Raw genomic sequence first — 18,323 nt, 5'->3', positions numbered from 1 at the left:
TCGCGCGACGCGTGCGCCGGAGCTGTGCCGGGCCTCCTGACCGACGCGAACGGGCCGCCTCACCAGGGTGAGACGGCCCGTTCGCGTGTGTGCCCGCAGGCGCGGGGTCAGTCCGTCAGGACCGTCGCGGCACGTCGTGCGCGGTTGCGGCGGAGGACCACGAGCGCCGTGATCCCGGCGAGCAGGAGCAGGCCCGCCGCGATCGCCGGAGCGGTCAGGTCCGCACCCGTGTAGGCGAGGTCGCCACCGGCGCGCGGGTCGTCGTCGGTCCCGCCGACGCCACCGATGCCGGCGTCGTCACCGCCACCCGCGCCGGGGCCGGGGGCGACCCCGCCGCCCGTGCCCGGGGTCGGGTCGACCGGGTCCGTCGGGTCCGTCGGGTCCGTGGGGTCCGTCGGGTCGGTCGGGTCGACCGCTGCGGCGACCGGGATCGTCACGGCGAGGGTGATGGTCTGGCCGGGCAGGGTGACCACGAGCGGTGCGTCCGTCGTGGCGACGGGCTCGGCCACCGCGGCGAGCGAGACGGAGCCTGCGGTGCGGGCGGCGGCGCGTGCCGCCGGGGCCTCGATCTCGGGGACCGTGACGGTCAGGGTCGCGCGACCCTGCTCGTCGTTCTTGTCGGTGATCGTCGGGTCGATCGCCGACGACGCCAGCTCCTTGCCGTCCGCGCTGACCGAGACGGTGCCGGCCTTCGCGGGGTCCTCGCTGCTGAACACGAGCGACGACAGGTCGAGCTCGATCTCGTCACCGGGCTGGAACCCACCGGCCGGGGTCGGCGTGACCGTGACGCCGACGGCGCGCTGGTCGACCTGGGGTGTGACCTTCTTGTTCGCCACGAAGTAGTCCACCTGGGCCTGCAGGTCGACCTGGCCGGAGTCGGCGACGTTCGTGCCGGTCGCGAAGGCGGCGAAGTTGTCGCCACCGGTCGACAGGAACGAGTTGACGGTCACCTTGAGGGTGTCGGTCAGCGCGATCGGCTTGCCGCCGAGGGTCATGCCGGTGATGCGCTCGCCGCGGCCCTTCGACGGGTCGTAGGTGTACGCGAAGCCGTCCGAGACGCCGAGCTTCAGGAACGGGCGCTCCAGGCCGTCCGGCTGCCACTGCTGCTCGAGGGCGTTCTTGATCTGCTGGCCGGTCATGTCCTTCGTCACCAGGGTGTTGGCGAACGGCTGGACGAGTGCGGCCTCCTTGTAGGTGACGGTGCCGTCCGGGTCGCCGGCGCCGCTGGACGCGTAGACCATGTCGGTGCGGAGGCCGCCCGGGTTCATGAAGGCGATCTTCGAGCCGTTGCGCGCTGTGGCGCTGCGCTGGACCTCGGCGATGTAGTTGCCCAGGACGGACTCGCCACCGCGGTTCTCGGCCTTGCGGTCGGACTGCACGGCGCGACGCAGGTCACCCGTGATCTCGCCGAGCTTCTCGCCGCCCTTGACGTCGGCGACGGCCTTCGCGGCGGTCACGATGTCGCTCACCTCGGTGACCGAGGTGGTGTCGGCGGGGACACGCTTGTCGTTGTTGACGGAGGTGACGGAGGACGTGATGCCGGTGAGCTGCTTGTCCGCGTCCACGGTGAGCTGCAGGTGTCCGAGGTTCACCCCGTAGGACCCGGCCTGGATCACCGGACGCTCCGTGCCGTCGGGGCCCGCGATGGAGTGGTTGTACGTCGCGTGGGTGTGCGCCGACACGATGGCCGAGACCTTCGACGAGACGCCGGAGGTGATCTTGCCGAAGGCGCCGGTGCCGGTGGCGTCGGCGAGCGCGCTCGTGGTGGCGCCCTCGTGCACGAGCAGGACGAGCACGTCGGCCTCGTCGTTGTCGTCCCTGCCGTCGGTGAGTTGCTCGGCGTACCGGTTGACCTGGCTGACGATCGGGGCCATCGCGAGGCCCTCCACCCCGCCGGGGCTGACGAGCCCGGGGATGAGGTCCTCGGTGGTCGCGCCGATGAAGCCGACCTTGACGCCGCCCTTCTCCACGATGGAGTACGGCGTGAACGCGGGGTCGGTGGTGCCGGCCTTGACGATGTTCGCCGAGACGTAAGGCCAGTCGGCGCGGTCGTCGATGCGGTTCTTCAGGTCGTCCTGGCCCTTGTCGAGCTCGTGGTTGCCGATCGCGCTGACGTCGAGGTCCATGGCGTTCAGGGCGTCGATCGTGGGGGAGTCCTGCTGGATGAGCGAGGTGAAGGTCGAGGCGCCCACGTTGTCGCCGACGCTGGCGAAGATCGTGTTCGGGTTGGCCTCGCGGTACGACTGCACGACGCCGGCGAGCTTCGCGGCGCCTGCGGCCTTGTCGGCGGCGGTGCCCTCGGACTCGATGCGACCGTGGAAGTCGTTGACGTCGATGATGTCGATCGTCGTGTCGCCCTCGGCGGCGACGGCTGCGGACGGGACGGAGAGTGCGACCAGGACCCCGGCGGTGGCGAGGGCCGCGCCGGCGCCGAGGCGTCGTCGGGTCGTCGCACCGGCGGTTCCGGTGGTGTGGGAAGTGTTCATCGCCGTCGAACCTACGAAGACGCACAGGCGACTCGCCAGACCCCGTCGCAAGTCGTCACACGACGTTCACACGGCCGTCCCCCTGCGCTCGCCCGACGCGGTTCAGTCGCGGCCGAGGGCGCCCTTCACCCGCTCGGTGACCTCGGTCGCCATCGCCTTGGCGGAGTCCTTCACCACGTCGAACTCGACCGGGTCACCCTTCAGCAGGCTCTTCGCCGTGTTGATCGCGTACTCCTTCGTGATGTGCGGGGGCAGCGGCGGGACGCTCCGGCTGACGTACGCGTCGATGAGGGTCACCCCCTGGTGGGCGAACGCCCGCTCGACCGCCGCCTCGACCTCGGAGTCCTCGTGCACGGCGATGCCCTGGAACCCGAGCAGCGTCGCGTACCCGGCGTAGTCGATCGACTCGACGTCCTGCGAACCGCGCCACATCGGGTTGCCGTCCTCGGTGCGCATCTCCCACGACACCTGGCCGAGGTCGTCGTTGTGCATGACCACGATGACGAGCTGCTGGTTCGGCCAGGCCGCCAGGTACTTCTTCACGGTGATCAGCTCGTTCATGCCGAGCATCTGGAAGGCACCGTCGCCGATCGTGCACACCGCCGGACGGTCCGGGAACGCGAACTTCGCCGTCACCGCGTACGGCATCGCCGCGAGCATCGTCGCGAGCCGGCCGGACATGTCGCCGCGCATGCCCTCGCGCAGCCGGATGTGGTGGCCGTACCAGTCGGCGGTCGTGCCGGCGTCCGCGGTGACCGTGACGCCGTCGGGCAGCCGGTCGTTCACGGCCTGGATCACCCGGCGCGGGTTCACCCCGTCGTCGTAGGCGACCTCGGACTGCGCACGCATCTCCGACTCCCACTCGCGCATCTCGTGGGCGACGGTCTGCTGGAAGGACCTGTCGGTCTTCTGCTCGAGCAGCGGGAGCACGGCGTCGAGGGTCGAGCCGACGTCGCCCCACAGGTTCAGCTCGGTCGGGTACCGCAGGCCGAGCTGCTCCGGCTTGATGTCGACCTGGATGCCCCGGGCCTGCCCCGACTTCGGCATGTACTCGCCGTACGGGTAGTTCGTGCCGAGCAGCACGAGGGTGTCGCAGTCGCGGATCTGGTGCAGCGACGGCAGCGACCCGAGCAGCCCGAGCTGCTGCGAGTGGTACGGCACGTCGGACGGGATCACGTCCTTGCCACGGAGCGCCGTGATGATCCCCGCGCCCGCCTTCTCGGCGGCGGCGAGCACCTGGGCCGTCGCACCGCGCGCGCCCGCACCGACCAGGAACGTCACCTTCGACCCGGCGTTGATGATCTCCGCCATCTTCCGGACCTCGTCGGCGGGCGGCGTGATCCGGGTGGACGCGGGGACGTCGCTCGACCGCGAGGCCCAGTGCTCCAGCGGCGGTGCGTCGTACTGCATCGCCTGCACGTCGTGGGGCAGCACGACGACGGCCGGCTGCTTGCGCAGCGACGCGGTGCGGAACGCGGTGTCGAGCACCACGCCGACGGCCTCGGGCGTGGCCACCGTCTGCACGTAGCAGGCGACGTCGGCGAACACGCGCTCCAGGTTCGACTCCTGCTGCGTGAACGACCCCATCGCCGCGAGCCCCTGCTGGCCGACGATCGCCACCACCGGCTGGTTGTCCATCTGCGCGTCGTACAGCCCGTTCAGCAGGTGGAAGGCGCCGGGACTCGACGTCGCGACGCAGACCCCGACCTCGCCGGTGAACTTCGCGTGCGCGGTCGCCATCAGCGCCGCGATCTCCTCGTGCGTGGGGCGGACGTACTCCAGGCCGTCGCCCGTCGACGCCGCCTTGCCGAGCGCGCCGTCGAAGGCGCCGATCCCGTCGCCGGGGTACCCGAACACGCGGGAGACCCCCCACGCCTTGATGCGGTCGATGACGAAGTCGCTCACGGTCGTGCTCATGGCACCAGCGTGCGCGGGCGCGCACGGGTCCGTTCACAGGCTCCGGTCTGGAGGCGCGGATCACGTGACCGACGTCGGTCACGTGATCCGGGCCTCCAGACCAGGGCGCCTGTGCTGGCTGGTGCTCGGTGTCGGCTCCTGCTCGGTACCGGCTACGGCTCCTGCGCGATCAGCGGACGCAGCGTGCGGTGCGCGATGCGCAGCCCCTCGAGCACCCGGTCGTCGGTGCCGCCCCAGAGCGGGTCCTCGTGCTCGACGCTCAGCGTGCCGTCGAAGCCCGCCTCGTAGAGGCGGTCGACGACGCGCGGCCAGTCGACGACGCCGCGGCCCGGCACGCGGAACCGCCACCAGCCCATGTCCCACGGGTCGTCGCCCTTGTCGACCTTGCCGAAGAACCCGTACTCGTTGCGCCGCTCGGGGAAGAGCTCGAGGTCCTTCGCCTGGGCGTGCACGATGTGCTCGGCGAACGGCAGGATCGTCTCGACCGGGTCGATGCCGATCCACGTCAGGTGCGACGGGTCCCAGTTCAGCCCGAAGCCCAGACCGGTCACCCAGCCCCAGAGCTCGGGGGAGTACGCGATGTTGCCGGGGTACCCGTCCGGGTGCCAGCCCTCCATCACGCAGTTCTCGATGACCAGCCGCACGCCGCGCTCGCCGGCGTAGTCGACGAGCTCGGGCAGGACCCGGTTCCCCTCGGCCATGTTCTCGCGGACGGACTTCGTGGTGTCGCGCCCGATGAAGGTGCCGACGTACGGGATGCCGAGCGTCTGCGCGGTGTCGATCGCGTGCTCGAGGTGGGTCCGCACCGCTGCACGGTGCTCCGGGTCCCGGTGCAGGTTGTTCTCGTAGTAGGCGAGCGCGGAGATCTCGAGCCCGGTTCGGTCGAGCAGGTCGCGGGTGGCCAGGGCGTCCTCGTCGGTGAACGTGGCGACCGGCAGGTGCGCCGCCTCGAAGTCACGGCCGCCGGTGCCCGGCCAGACGGCCACCTCGAGCCGCTCGTACCCCTGCTGCTGGGCGAACCCGGCGATCCGGTCGAGCGACCAGCCGGGCAGACAGGCGGTCAGCATGCCGAGCTTCACCGGATCTCCCGCCAGGTCGTCTCGGCCGCGCTGCCGATCACTGCCTCGATGATGTCCGCGGAGCGGGCGCCGTCCGCGAACGTCGGCAACCCGTCGGGGGCCACCCCGGTGCGGACCGCGGTGTAGGTGTCGGCGACGAAGGCCGCGAAGGCGTCGAGGTACCCCTGCGGGTGCCCGGCCGGCACGATCGCCAGCCGGCGCTGGTCCGGGTACCCCTGCGACGGGTCGCGGACCACGATCTGTGCGCCGCGCTCGTTGCCGAACCAGGCCGACTCGGGCTGCTCCTGGTCGAACGCCGCGCTGCCGCGGGTGCCGTCGACCTCGAACCACAGGCGGTTCTTGCGGCCCGAGGCGACCTGCGAGATCACGACGTTGCCGATGCGGCCCGTGGCCGTGCGGAAGGTGGCGACGGCGGTGTCCTCGGTGGTGACCTCGGCGCGTTCGGCCGCGTCGGCCACCGGGTCCGGGTCGGGGGAGCCGGAGAACGACGGGCCGGACGCCGCCGGCCGGGTCGGGTAGACGATGTCGGTCGCCGCGGACACCGAGGCGAAGCGCTCACCCGTCACGAACTCGACCAGGTCGCACCAGTGCGAGCCGATGTCCGCGAACGCGCGGGACAGCCCGCTCGAGGTCGGGTCGACCCGCCAGCTCGAGGCGTCCTCGTCGAGCATCCAGTCCTGCAGGTAGTGGCCGTGCACCGCGAGCAGTCGGCCGAGCTCCCCGTCGGCGATGCGCGCCCGGATCTCGCGGACCATCGGGTGGTACCGGTACACGAACGGCACCGTGGCCACGACACCAGCCTCGGCAGCGGCGGCGACGAGTTCGGCGGCCTGCGCGGGGTCGATCGCCAGGGGCTTCTCGCACACCACGTTGATGCCGGCCGCGATCACCGCGAGCGCCTGCGGGTGGTGCTGGTCGTTCGGGGTGCAGATGTGCACGACGTCGGGGGCGTCGGCGATGACCTCGTCGAGCGAGGCGTAGCCACGGGGCAGGTCGAGCTGCGCCGCCACCTGCTCCGACCGGGCGGCGTTCCGGCCGAGCACACCGAGCACCTCGGCACCGGAGGCCCGGGCCGCCCGCGCGTGGACCCCGGCGATCATGCCCGTCCCGACCACGGCGACACGGAGGCGTCGCCCTTCGTACCCACTGCTCATGGTGCTCCCTCGCGCCGGACTGACACCACCGTAGCGGCCCGGCCGTCCCCGGGGGACGGTGAGTACGGTCTGGTGCATGTCGAGCCTCCAGACCAGCCTGCTCATCCTCGGAGCCAGCGGCGACCTGTCCAAGCGCCTGCTCCTGCCCGGCCTCGCCACCCTGCTCCAGGTGAAGGACGACTGGGACGTCCAGCTCGTCGGGGCCGGTGTCGAGGACCTGTCCGACGCCGACTGGAAGGCGCAGGTGCGCGAGTCCTTCGAGAACGCGCAGGCGTCCAAGAACGAGGAGGACGAGGGCGCCTCGGGGGAGACGTCACTGCCGGACCGACTGCAGGCCGTGGTCGACGCCTCGACCTACCGGAAGGCCGACGTCACGGACCCGGACGACCTGCGAGCGCTGCTCGCCGCGTGCGACCACGACCCGGCGATCTACTTCGCACTGCCGCCGGCGGTCACCGAGAAGAGCTGCGAGCAGCTCGCCCACCTCGACCTGCCCGCCGGCACCCGCCTGGCGCTCGAGAAGCCGTTCGGCACCGACGCCGACAGCGCTTCGCACCTCAACGACCTGCTGCAGTCGTTCATCCCCGAGGAGCGCATCCACCGCGTCGACCACTTCCTCGGCCGCTCCACCGTGCTCAACCTGCTCGGGCTGCGCTTCGCCAACCGCATCATCGAGCCGCTGCTGTCGTCGCAGCACGTCGAGCGTGTCGACATCGTCTACGACGAGACCCTCGGGCTCGAGGGCCGGGCGCGCTACTACGACAAGGCCGGGGCGCTCACCGACATGATCCAGAGCCACCTGCTGCAGGTGATGGCCGTCGTCGCGATGGAGGCCCCCGCCTCGATCAAGGCCGACGACCTGCGCACCCAGAAGGAGCTCGTGCTGCGGGCCGTCCGGCCGTGGGGCGGCGACGTCGTCACCGCGGGGAAGCGCGCCCGGTACACCGCCGGCACCGTCGGGGACCGCCAGCTGCCGTCGTACGTCGACGAGGACGGCGTGGACCCGTCGCTCGGCACCGAGACCCTCGCTCAGCTCACCCTGGAGATCGCGAACTGGCGCTGGGCCGGCGTCCCGTTCACCCTGCGGTCCGGCAAGGCGCTCGCCGCGCAGCGCCGCGAGATCGTCATCACGTTCAAGGACTCCCCGCACGTGCCCGAGGGGCTCACCGGCACCGAGCTGCCCGACCGGCTGCGCATCTGGATCGCCCCGGACGAGATGCAGCTCGAGCTCAACGTCAACGGCGCCGGTGACCCGTACACGATCGACCACACGAGCCTCGAGGTGACCTTCAACCCCGGGCGTCTGAGCGCGTACGGCGAGGTGCTGGCCGGCGTGCTCGAGGGTGACGCCACGCTGTCGGTCCGCGGTGACAGCGCCGTGCAGGGCTGGAAGGTCGTCGGGCCCTTCCTCGACGCGTGGAAGGCCGGCAAGGCGCCCCTCGACGAGTACGCCGCCGGGTCCGTCGGCCCCGACGGCTGGGACAACATCGAGGCCTGAGCCCGAGCGGCGGCGTAGCGTCGGGCGACGTGAACACCACCGACGACGTCCTGCAGACCGTTCCCGAACCCGCCGGCGCCGACATCCGTGTCGACGACGTCCCCTACGACCACGAGGGCACCGAACTGCTCGGTGTGCTCGCGAAGGACGTCGCGATCGCGGGCCCTCGTTCGGCCGTCCTCGTCGTGCACGACTGGCACGGCGTGAACGAGCACGTCGAAGCACGGGTGACGATGCTCGCCCGACTGGGGTACGTCGCCTTCGGCGCGGACATCTACGGAGCGGGCGTCCGCCCGGGTGACGACACCGCGGCCCAGGTCGCCGGCGGTTTCTACCAGGACCTGCCGCTGCTGCGGGCCCGCGCCACCGCCGGACTCGAGCGACTGCTCGCCGACCCGGACGTCGACCCCGCCCGCGTCGTCGTCATGGGGTACTGCTTCGGCGGCTCGACCGCACTCGAACTCGCGCGGACCGGGGCCGACCTGGTCGGCGCCGTGGCGTTCCACGGCGGCCTCATCGCGCACGACCCCTCGGACGCCGCCGACATCCGGGCGAAGCTGCTCGTCCTCACCGGGGGTGCCGACCCCGTCGTGCCGGACGAGGCCGTGCACGCGTGGCAGGACGAGATGCGGGCGGCGCCGGACGTCGACTGGCAGGTCGTGACGTACTCCGGTGCGATGCACGCGTTCGCGGTGCCCGGCACCGACGCCCCGGACCACGGCGCGCAGTACCAGGAGCGCGCCGACCGCCGATCGTGGCAGGCGCTCCGGGTGTTCCTGGCCGAGGTGTTCGACGAGGAGCCCGCGGCGCTGTGACGGTGCGGCCGTCGGAGACCGCTCGCGACACGCCGAGCACGGGGGCCGGAGCGCCTCGATTGGCGCCCGGGCCGCACCTGTTGTAGAGTCTTCCACGGCCGCAAGGCCACGCGCTCGTAGCTCAATGGATAGAGCATCTGACTACGGATCAGAAGGTTGGGGGTTCGAGTCCCTTCGAGCGCACAGGCAAGCAGGACGAAGAAGGGCCCCGGTGGATTCCACCGGGGCCCTTCTTCGTTCATCAGCAGCGTTCGCGCCCGGGTCCACCCGTCGCGCGTCACGTCCGTGCGACTCGGTGAGCAGGAACGGTCGAGTCCCGGAGCCGGACTCGACCGTTCCTGCTCACGAAGTGGCGGGGGAGTACGGCTGGGCCGCCGCGATGACCTCCGACGCGCCGGCGATGCCGAACGACGTGAAGAGCGGTGCCCACAGCGCCTTGAGCTGCGCCACGAGCTCGTCGTCGGTCAGCTGCGTCGAACCGTCCACCATGCCCAGCGTCGTGTTGAGGAGCAGCAGGACTGACGGCTGGACCGCGGCCGCGTCGACGTCCGCCGCCGCGACCCCGGCGCTGACGAGCTCGCCCCGCGTCATCTCGAACCAGTCGAAGCCGCGCGGCACCGGCACGCCGGCCTTGCCGAGTTCGTGCAGGAGCCGGACCGCGCCGCCAGCCACCGAGCCCCGGCGGACGTCCATCCCGGTGGTCAGGAGGAACACCGTCAGCCGCTCGATGCCAGGCTGCGCGGGGAGTGCGTCGAAGAGTTCACGCCAGCGCTGCTGCTGCAGTTCGATGACCGCCGTCGCCAGGTCCTTCTTCGACGGGAACAGGTGGTACCCGATCGCCGACTTCGGCTTGCCCATCGCCTCGGCGACACGGGAGAACGTGGTCGCCTCGTAGCCGAAGGCCGCGAACTGCTGCCCCGCGGCGTCGATGATGGCTCGACGAGACGCCTCCATGGCGAGCTGCCGCTGGTTCATCTGGCGCGGTGTCCTTCCTCGCCCGGAGCTGAGCGATCAGTGAACACCACATCTTAGGGCCGCTCATGATGACGGCCCGTCCCCTGCCCGCGTCAGGCGGCGCAGAACGTGTGCCAGGCCACGTCGATCCCCTTCCGGTGCAGCGAGTCGAGTCCGACGTCGAGGTGCTTCCGCTCGGCGTCCACCAGGTGTGCGCACCGGTGGTCCTGGGCGACGGTCTGGGCCTGGCCGAGCGCGGTGACCAGGTCCGTGTCGATGGCGTCGAGCTGGGGCCGGATGGTCGTCAGGTCCGGCGCCGTCGTGGGTGCGGTCCACGGGTTGTGCGTCCAGTGGTTGATGAGGCCACGCTGGACCACCTTGCTCGCGGCGATCTGCGCGCGGATCACCCGGGTGACCAGGACGGGGTCGACGCCCTGCTGCTCCGCCAGGGTCACCGCTTCGTCGACGACGGCCTGTTCGCGCACCGGGTCGGCGATCGGCTTGCCGCTGAGCCACTTCGACTCCGCCACCGGGTCGGCGAGCTCCAGCCGTCGGAGGATGAGCGCGCCGATGGTGTCGAGCTCTGCCGTCGACGCCGCGGGACGGGAACCGTCGTGGGAGATGGTCATCGTGGAACCCGTCGGTTCGGCGGACGTGGGCAGGGGGTCGGCGTTCGCCGCCGTGGTCGGCAGGGCGATGCCCGCCGCGAGCAGCCCGAGGGTCAGGGCCGTCGCGGCGGTCCGGCGGCTGCGGTGCCGGGCGGTGGTCGGGGTGGTGGGGTGTGCGGTGTTCACGGGGTTTCCTTCCCGAACCGGCGCCGGACGCGTCGGGTCAGATCGTCGATGATCGGTTTGATGACCTCGTCGTAGAACGGGTAGACGCCGAAGTGGTCGGCGCCCTCGTCGCAGTAGCAGTCCATCGAGATCGCCTCCTCGAAGTTCGAGAAGACGTAGGTTGCACGGTGCGGGAACGCGGCGTGCGGCTCGTCGTCACGCGGGGTCGTGGTGGTCACGGCGGTGCTCGATCCCGGTCGGCAGCCGGTCAGCCGACCAGCCGAGCCGCGGGCACGCCGGGGTCGCGCCCGGAGTCCACCACGGCGTCGATCTCGGTGGATCCGTTGCCCGACCCGACCGTGCGGTTCTGGATCTGGTTGAGCGACCAGTTGCCCGGCAGGGGCTCGAGCTGGTTGCCCGCCCAGGCCGGCGACATCCCGGCGACGAACGAGAAGTGCGCGAGTCCGGCGCTGCTCACGGCGGTGCACGTGGCGCGGGAGCCGTAGACGCCCGCCTTGTACAGGTTCCCGCGGTCCCGCAGGCCGGCGGCGACGCCACGGAAGTACGGCACCACGAGCGACTCGTCCTGCGCCGCCGAAGCGTCGAAGTCGGCGGCGAAGTAGACGGTGGTCTGCTTCGGGATCCCGAGCTGTCGGGCGGCGTCGTGGGCGCGGTGGGCGTCGCGGACACCCTGCTCCTCGGTGAACCACGAGGCAGTGAACCCGCCTTCCTCGAAGATCGGCCACAGCCCGAGCCCGGCGCTCGCCATCACACGGAGTTCGTCGGGGGTCAGGGCCTTGTCGAGCGCTCCGGACTGCTGGTGGTTGGTGAGGTAGCGGCCGACGCCGGTGGCACCGGACGCACGGACGGCGGCCGCGCGGGCGTCGTCGAGGCGTACCGCGGTGTCGGCACCGGTCGTCGCACGGTCCGGGTCGCCCGTGCTCGCGGCCAGGGCCGCCCACGTGCCGGCGTCGCACGTCCCGGTCTGCTCGGCCGGCGGGAACGCCTGGAACTGCTGGAACGCACGGACCACCGCGGCGTCCGCTGCCGAGTAGGCACTGCTGAACACGACGCGCTCGCCGTTCAGCACCAGGAGCGCCTTGACGAGCAGCACCCAGGCGCCGGTGGCCCCGACCCCGACGACGCTCGGTCCCGCGGCACGGAGCGCGGCAGCCGTCCCCGGTCCCCAGGCGCCGTCGACCGTGACGCCGACCGCGACCTGCACCGCGCGGATCGCCGCGGAGTACGTGCTCGTGTCCACGAGCCCGCTCGTGCTGCCGTACGCGCCGCCGGTCGCCTCGGCGTAGGTGCGGTTGAGGTACTGCTGCACCGCGCGCACCGCTCGGGATCCGCCGGAGGCGAGCCGGACCGCGTCGACGGTCAGGAGGGCGCCGAACAGGTGGGCCGACAGCGGGAGTGCGCCGGGCTCGGCACCCAGGTCGGACCGGAGCGCCTGCACGGCCGCGACGGTGGCCGCGTCGTACTCGCCGGTGAGCGTCACGGTCGCAGCACCCTTGCAGACGAGTCCGGCCTGGACGAGCCGGCACCAGGTCGCGGCGTCGGCACCCGTCTCGGCCCCGACGTCGCCGTGCTGCTCGAGCTTCCGACGGGTCGTCGGCCCGAACGTCGCGACGACGGGGGAGATGCCGAGGAGCGACTGGGTGGCCTGCACGATCCCGAGCACGGTGCCGCTGCCGGTCAGCCCGTCCTCGTCGACGTGCACCCACCCGTGCAGGTGCCCGAAGGTCGTGTTGAGCCAGCGCTGCACGGCGAGCACGCCCGAGTCGGCGGAACCGGAGGAGCCGGTCGATCCGGTTGAGTCGGCCGCGCCGGACGGGGTGGCGGCGTCGGCCGGGGCCGCGAGTGCGGTCGTGACGAGCGGGACGGTGGCGGTGATGCCGATGAGCGCAGTTCGGCGCGAGATGTGCACGGGGGTGCCCCTTCAGTTGCCTCGAGCGTCCGCTGGCCGTTGATCGCACTGTGCGATGCTGATGGCCGCGGCATGGTCCGAGCAACTTCGTCCCTCAACTTGGGACGGCCCTGCATTTCAACAGACGATCGTCTGATGAAGCGCTCAGTCGCGCACGACGGACGGGAGGCCCGTGGCGGTGTCGCCACGGGCCTCCCGTCCGTCAGGTGGTGCGTCGACTACGCGACGGTCGCGCGCGCCTCGGCCAGCGACGGGTAGTCGGTGTAGCCCTCAGCGGTCGCGCCGTAGAAGAGCTCCGGACGGGGCTCGTTGAGCTCGGCATCGTGCTCCCAGCGGTGCGCGAGGTCCGGGTTGGCGATCGCGGCACGGCCCACGGCGACGGCGTCGGCGTGGTCGCCCTCGACGATCGCGATGGCCTCGTCGCGGGTGGTGAGCGACGAGAAGCCCGAGTTCACGATGAACGGCGCACCCGCGGTGCGGCGGACGTGCTGCACCAGGTCGCCGGTCGGCTCGGCGTGCAGGACGTCGACGAAGGCGAGCCCCAGCGGCGCGAGGCCCTCGGCGACGGCGGTGTAGGTGGCGTGGACGTCGTCGGCGTCGTCCTCGATGACGCCTTGGATCCCGTGCTCGGGCGACAGGCGGATGCCGGTGCGGTCGGCGCCGATGGCCTCGGCGATGGCGGTGGTGACCTCGAGAGCGAAGCGTGCGCGGTTCTCGGGGGAGCCGCCGTACTGGTCGGTGCGGGTGTTCGACACCGGCGACATGAACTCGTGCACCAAGTAGCCGTTGGCGCCGTGGACCTCGACGCCGTCGAGCCCGGCGGCGATCGCGTTGCGGGCGGCCTGCACGAAGCCCTGCACGGCCTCCTGCACCTCGGCGGTGGTCAGCTCGTGCGGGACGGGCATGTCGGCCTTCGAGCCGTCGGCCAGGTGCGTCTGCCCGGGGGCGGCGATGGCGGACGGGGCGACGATGCGCGGGGTCTGCGAGATGTCGGTGTGCGAGACGCGGCCGCCGTGCATGAGCTGCATGACGATCGTGCCGCCGGCGGCGTGCACGGCGTCGGTCACGCGGCGCCAGCCGGCGATCTGGTCGTCGGTCTCGATGCCGGGCTGCCCGGGGTAGGAGCGGCCCTCCTGCACGGGCCAGGTGCCCTCGGTGATGATCATGCCGAGGCCGGCGCGCTGCCGGTAGTGCTCGACGAGCAGGTCGTTCGGGACGCCGTGCTCGCCGGCGCGGGTGCGCGTGAGCGGGGCCATGACGACGCGGTTCGACAGGGACAGGGCGCCGATGGAGGCGGGTTCGAAGAGCTTCACCTCAGGGCGAACGACGAGTTGTCCGATGCAATTCCGCCTCGGAGCACTTCTTCAGGCAGCGCGGTCAGTCGCGCGGGCACACCAGCGTCGACGAGCGGACCTGGCCCTCGGGCCGGATCACCTGGTGCTGCGAGAGGGGCTTGCCGCACAGGGGGCACCCCCGGTCGATCGTCCGGTCGTCGATGCCCTCGGGGCGACCGGCGCCGATCTGCGAGGGGCCCATCTTGTTGATGAGCGTCGTGTTCCACCGTTCGTACCACCGGCCGAAGCGTCCCACGGTGCATCCTTTCGTTCGTGCACGAACCATTATGGCACCGATGGCCGCGGATCACACCTGGTCGACGCGCTCCAGCAGCTCGGTCAGCTCGTCCTTCAGGGACTCGAGCCGGGCGAGTGGCCACCCGAGCCGGTCGGCGACGGCGAGCGGGACCGCCTGGGCCCGGTCGCGCAGGGCGTGCCCGGCCGTGGTCAGGGAGACCTCGAGCTGGCGTTCGTCGGCGGCGCTGCGGGTACGGCGGACGTAACCGGAGGCCTCGAGCCGCTTGAGCAGCGGGCTCAGCGTCGCGGAGTCGAGTCGCAGTTCGCCGGCGATCTCGCGCACCGACCGCGGGTCCCGCTCCCACAGGGCGAGCATGACGAGGTACTGCGGGTGGGTCAGGCCCATCGGTTCGAGCAGGTCGCGGTACAGCCCGATGACGCTGCGGCTCGTCGCCGCGAGTGCGAAGCAGAGCTGCCGGTCGAGCGCGAGCGGGTCCGGGGCGGTCTGGGTCATGGGTTCAGGGTACTTCGTTCGTGCACGAAGTGGCGTGCTCGCAACCCGGGGCGGTGGGCGCGACGGACTGGAGGCCCGGTGCCGGTCTCGTGGACCGGCACCGGGCCTCCAGGGTGGTGGCGTTGGTGCGTCGACTACGCGCGGTGCGCGGGCGGGTGCCCCGAGTCGTGCGCGTTCGCGTCTGGCTCCACGGGAAGCGCGTGGGTGCCGGTGTGCGTGTCCTCGTGGCCGGCGACCGGGTGGGTGCGCTCGAGCTTCGCGCCCTCCACGTCGACGTCCGGCACGATGCGGTCGAGCCACTTCGGGAACCACCAGGCGCTCTTGCCGAGCAGGTGCATCGCCGACGGGATGAGCAGCATGCGGACGACGAAGGCGTCGATCAGCACACCGAACGCCAGCCCGAAGCCGATCGGCTTGATGGTGGACGAGTCCGAGAAGATGAAGCCCGCGAACACGGAGATCATGATGATCGCCGCCGCCGTGACCACCGCGCGACCCGCGTGCAGACCGCGCTGGACGGCCACCTTCGCGCTCGCACCGTGGGCGTAGGCCTCACGCATGCCGGACACCAGGAACAGCTGGTAGTCCATCGCCAGACCGAACAGGATGCCGATCTCGATGATGGGCAGGAAGCTCAGGATCGGTGCCGGGTCGTGCACACCGAAGACCGAGCCGAGCCAGCCGAACTGGTAGATCGCGGTCAGCCCACCGAACGACGCCAGCACGGACAGGATGAACCCGGCGGTGGCGGTGATCGGCACGAGGAACGACCGGAACACGATGATCAGGATGATCAGCGACAGCCCGACGACCACCACGAGGTAGAGCGGCAGCACGTTCGAGAGCTTCTCGGACACGTCGATGTTCGCCGACGCGTTGCCGGCGACGCCGAGGGTGACCTTGCCGTCGTCGGTGGAGACGGTCTGCTCGCGCAGGTCCTTGACGACGTTCTCGGTGGAGACGCTGTCCGGACCGCCGGCGGGCTTCACCTGGAACGCGATGATGTCGCGGTCCTTCGAGGCCCCGATGGGCAGCACGGCCTTGACGTCGTCGTTCTTCGCGATCGCCTGGCCGATGGTGACCTCGGTCGCGGTGACGTCGCTCTTGCTGATCGACTCCGGCAGGGTCGCCACGACGAGCAGCGGGCCGTTCTGACCGGCGCCGAACTCCTTCTCGAGCGTCTTGTAGGCCTTGTACTGGCTCGACTCGACGGCCTCGGACGAACCGCTCGGCAGGCCGAGGCGCATCTGGGTCGCGGGCAGGGCGATGGTGCCGAGCACCGCGACGCCGAGGACGAGCGTGATGACCGCGCGCCAGCTCGACATCGGCTTGTTCGGGATCCGCGTGGAGTCGGTGTTGCCGATCTTCGCGCGCTCCTTCTTCCGCAGGATCCGCATGCCGATGAGCGACAGCAGGGCCGGGGTGAACGAGGTCGCGATGAGGATCGCGAAGAGCACCGCGACCGCACCGACCGTGCCCATCAGGCCGAGGAACGGGATGCCGGTGATGTTCAGCGCGAGCAGCGCGACGATGACCGTCGCACCGGCGAACACCACGGCGTTGCCCGAGGTGCCGTTCGCGAGCCCGATCGACTCGTGCACCTGCATGCCCTGCTTCAGCTGGGTCCGGTGCCGGTTCAGGATGAACAGCGAGTAGTCGATGCCGACCGCCAGGCCCAGCATCACCCCCAGCACCGGCGTGACCGAGATGAACTCGACGACGCTCGAGAACGACAGGGCGGTGAGCGAAGCGACTCCGACGCCGAGGACGGCGCTGACGAGCGGGACCGCGGCGCCGATGACCGTGCGGAGCATCAGGAGCAGCACGATCGCGGCGATGATGACACCGCCGATCTCACCCGGGCCGAGGATCGACGGCACGCCCTGTGCGATGTCGTTCGAGACGTACACGTTGACGCCCTGGATGTCGGCCGACTCGGCGTCGTCCGCGATGGCGGTCTTCGTGTCCGCGGGGACCTCGTAGGTCGACTTCGTGAACTGCACGGTGCCGATCGCTGCGCTGCCGTTGTCCGACACGAAGCGGATGTCCTTCGACAGGTCGAGCAGGTCCGAGCCCTGTTCGAGCTGCTGCTCGTTGTCGTCGAGCTTCTGCTTGTTCGTGTCGATCGTCTTCTGGGCGGTCGCGATCTGCTGCTCTCCGGCGTCGATCTGGGCCTGCTGGGCGTCGATCTGTGCCTGCGCCTGCTGGAGCTGGGCGGCCGCGGCCTGCGCCTGTGCGGCGGGGACGGCCGCGCCGCCGGCGGCCTGCGCCTGGGCCTTCTGTGCGTCGAGCTGCGCCTGGGCGGTCGCGATCTTCTGCTTGCCGGACTCGAGCTGCGCCTTCTGGGCGTCGAGCTGCTGCTGGCCGGTCTCGATCTTCGCGCGACCGGACTCGATCTGGTCGCGCCCGTCGACGATCTTCTGCCGCTGGTCGTCGAGCTGCTTCTGGGTGGCGAAGCCGCTCGTCGTGCCTTTGACGCCGTCGAGCTTCTCGAGGCTGGTCAGGAAGTCGTCGATCTCGGACTGCTGCGACGACGAGAACGCCTTGCCGTCCTTCGTCTCGAAGACGATCGTGCCGTTGCCGCCGTTCGCCGACGGGAACTTGTCGGCGAGCTGGTCCTGCACCTGACTGGTCTTGGTGTTCGGGATCGTGATCGACGACGAGATGGTGCCGGCGAAGAGCGTGTACGTGACGCCCGCGACGGCCATGATCGCGACCCAGGTGATGATCACGAGCCAGTGGCGTCGTGCGGAGAACCGTCCGAGACGGTAGAGGAGACCGGCCATGCGGGTGCCTGCGGTCCTTTCGTTGTCAGGTGCTGGTGGTGCGGGGTGCGCCGGTGGACCCCTGGGGGATGAGGAGGTGGGGCGGTGTCAGTCGTCGGCCATGTAGCCGCTGCGGACGCTGTGCACGAGTCGGGCGAGCAGGTCGTCCCACGCGTCGAGCGCCGGCTGGTCGAGCTCGGGGCCGGACGTCGCCAGCCAGTGCTCCGCGATGACGACGATGCCGCTCATGAGCGACTCGACGAGCAGCGCGGCGTCGAGGGGGTCCGCGGCCGGGTAGCGCCGGGCGACCTCGTGCCGGAGCCGTTCGGTCACACGCGAGAACGCCGTCTGGGTCAGGACCGCGGCCTTCGGGTCGTCCTTGCCGGGGTCGCCGAGGATCCGGTACATGCTGGCGATCGCCGGAGCCAGGTCGGCACCGCGCGCCGCGGACTCGAGCTCGTCGAACATCGACGCCCGGCTGCCGTCGCCGACCGGGGTCCGGGCCATGTCGGCGAGGAACCGGTCGATGATGACGGACAGCTCCTGTTCGCACACGGCCAGCAGGACCTCGTCGAGCGAGGCGAAGTGGTTGAACACGGTGCGGCGGGCGATGTCCGCCCGGGCGGCGAGGTCGTCCACGCTGAAGTCGCGGCCGCCGCGCTCGTCGATCAGGTCGCGAGCGGCCTGCAGGATCGCCGCACGGTGCTTCGCCTTGAGGGCAGCACGGCGGTCGGTCGCGATGGTCACGAGATGGAACACTAGGTGCATCGATGCACTCGGTGCAACGAGGTTGAGTGCACCCCCAGGTTCGTCCCCCGGAGCAGAACGCCTGTGCTGCACCACTGTTCTGCCGGAGGTGGCGGGTGC

15 protein-coding genes and 1 tRNA gene are annotated in these 18,323 nt (G+C 71.1%); 3 read left to right on the top strand and 13 right to left on the bottom strand.

Translation table 11 applies throughout. The features are described from left to right. Positions 1–107: 107 nt before the first annotated feature. From HQQ79_RS13830 to HQQ79_RS13815, 4 genes are all read right to left on the bottom strand, one after another. On the bottom strand, positions 108–2,486 hold the full coding sequence (locus HQQ79_RS13830) for a bifunctional UDP-sugar hydrolase/5'-nucleotidase (RefSeq protein WP_173034990.1): 2,379 nt from the start codon (positions 2,484–2,486) through the stop codon (positions 108–110). Between the two features lie 102 nt (positions 2,487–2,588). Continuing rightward, positions 2,589–4,403, bottom strand: coding sequence for a thiamine pyrophosphate-requiring protein (locus HQQ79_RS13825; protein WP_173034988.1), 1,815 nt, complete (start codon positions 4,401–4,403; stop codon positions 2,589–2,591). Between the two features lie 152 nt (positions 4,404–4,555). Beyond that, entirely contained in the window at positions 4,556–5,482 is a 927-nt protein-coding gene (locus HQQ79_RS13820; protein WP_173034987.1) for a sugar phosphate isomerase/epimerase, read from the bottom strand. After that, positions 5,479–6,636, bottom strand: a complete 1,158-nt coding sequence (locus tag HQQ79_RS13815) for a Gfo/Idh/MocA family protein (protein WP_035808774.1) — start codon at positions 6,634–6,636, stop codon at positions 5,479–5,481. Before HQQ79_RS13815 ends, HQQ79_RS13820 begins: the two co-directional genes overlap by 4 nt. A gap of 76 nt (positions 6,637–6,712) precedes the next feature. Here HQQ79_RS13815 and HQQ79_RS13810 point away from each other — a divergent pair, with 76 nt between their 5' ends. The 3 genes from HQQ79_RS13810 (at position 6,713) to HQQ79_RS13800 (ending at position 9,132) form a co-directional block, all read left to right on the top strand. Next, positions 6,713–8,134: a glucose-6-phosphate dehydrogenase gene (locus HQQ79_RS13810; protein ID WP_173034985.1), complete on the top strand. Its 1,422-nt coding sequence runs from the start codon at positions 6,713–6,715 to the stop codon at positions 8,132–8,134. A 29-nt stretch (positions 8,135–8,163) separates the two neighbouring features. Continuing rightward, positions 8,164–8,949 carry a dienelactone hydrolase family protein gene (locus tag HQQ79_RS13805; protein ID WP_173034983.1) on the top strand — a complete coding sequence of 262 codons (786 nt, stop codon included), beginning with the start codon at positions 8,164–8,166 and terminating at the stop codon, positions 8,947–8,949. 110 nt (positions 8,950–9,059) lie between these two features. Continuing rightward, positions 9,060–9,132 (top strand) — tRNA-Arg (locus HQQ79_RS13800). 159 nt (positions 9,133–9,291) lie between these two features. Here HQQ79_RS13800 and HQQ79_RS13795 read toward each other — a convergent pair. The 9 genes from HQQ79_RS13795 to HQQ79_RS13755 form a co-directional block, all read right to left on the bottom strand. Next, a complete protein-coding gene (locus HQQ79_RS13795; protein WP_051596854.1) occupies positions 9,292–9,924 on the bottom strand; it encodes a TetR/AcrR family transcriptional regulator in 633 nt (210 codons plus the stop codon). Between the two features lie 92 nt (positions 9,925–10,016). Further along, positions 10,017–10,697 carry a gamma subclass chorismate mutase AroQ gene (gene aroQ / locus HQQ79_RS13790; protein ID WP_051596855.1) on the bottom strand — a complete coding sequence of 227 codons (681 nt, stop codon included), beginning with the start codon at positions 10,695–10,697 and terminating at the stop codon, positions 10,017–10,019. Continuing rightward, positions 10,694–10,915 (bottom strand): hypothetical protein, encoded by a 222-nt coding sequence (locus HQQ79_RS13785; RefSeq protein WP_027466125.1) that lies wholly within the window; start codon positions 10,913–10,915, stop codon positions 10,694–10,696. Before HQQ79_RS13785 ends, aroQ begins: the two co-directional genes overlap by 4 nt. A 29-nt stretch (positions 10,916–10,944) precedes the next feature. Then, positions 10,945–12,606 carry a glycoside hydrolase domain-containing protein gene (locus HQQ79_RS19210; protein WP_173034981.1) on the bottom strand — a complete coding sequence of 554 codons (1,662 nt, stop codon included), beginning with the start codon at positions 12,604–12,606 and terminating at the stop codon, positions 10,945–10,947. A 218-nt stretch (positions 12,607–12,824) separates the two neighbouring features. After that, a complete protein-coding gene (locus HQQ79_RS13775) occupies positions 12,825–13,919 on the bottom strand; it encodes an alkene reductase (protein ID WP_173034979.1) in 1,095 nt (364 codons plus the stop codon). 64 nt (positions 13,920–13,983) lie between these two features. Beyond that, positions 13,984–14,196, bottom strand: a complete 213-nt coding sequence (locus tag HQQ79_RS13770; protein ID WP_173034977.1) for a hypothetical protein — start codon at positions 14,194–14,196, stop codon at positions 13,984–13,986. Between the two features lie 51 nt (positions 14,197–14,247). Further along, on the bottom strand, positions 14,248–14,691 hold the full coding sequence (locus HQQ79_RS13765) for a MarR family winged helix-turn-helix transcriptional regulator (protein ID WP_017888357.1): 444 nt from the start codon (positions 14,689–14,691) through the stop codon (positions 14,248–14,250). A gap of 134 nt (positions 14,692–14,825) precedes the next feature. Next, positions 14,826–17,477, bottom strand: a complete 2,652-nt coding sequence (locus HQQ79_RS13760; RefSeq protein ID WP_173034975.1) for an MMPL family transporter — start codon at positions 17,475–17,477, stop codon at positions 14,826–14,828. Positions 17,478–17,564: 87 nt separating this feature from the next. Further along, the gene (locus HQQ79_RS13755) at positions 17,565–18,203 is read right to left on the bottom strand and encodes a TetR/AcrR family transcriptional regulator (protein ID WP_027466131.1); all 639 of its coding nucleotides are present in this window, start codon (positions 18,201–18,203) and stop codon (positions 17,565–17,567) included. Positions 18,204–18,323: the final 120 nt, after the last annotated feature.

It is taken from the genome of Curtobacterium sp. VKM Ac-2852, assembly GCF_013205045.1.
GTDB classification, from domain to species: Bacteria; Actinomycetota; Actinomycetes; order Actinomycetales; family Microbacteriaceae; genus Curtobacterium; species Curtobacterium flaccumfaciens.
The sequence above is the reverse complement of the archived record's forward strand: the minus strand, read 5'-3'. Positions and strand labels throughout refer to the sequence as shown.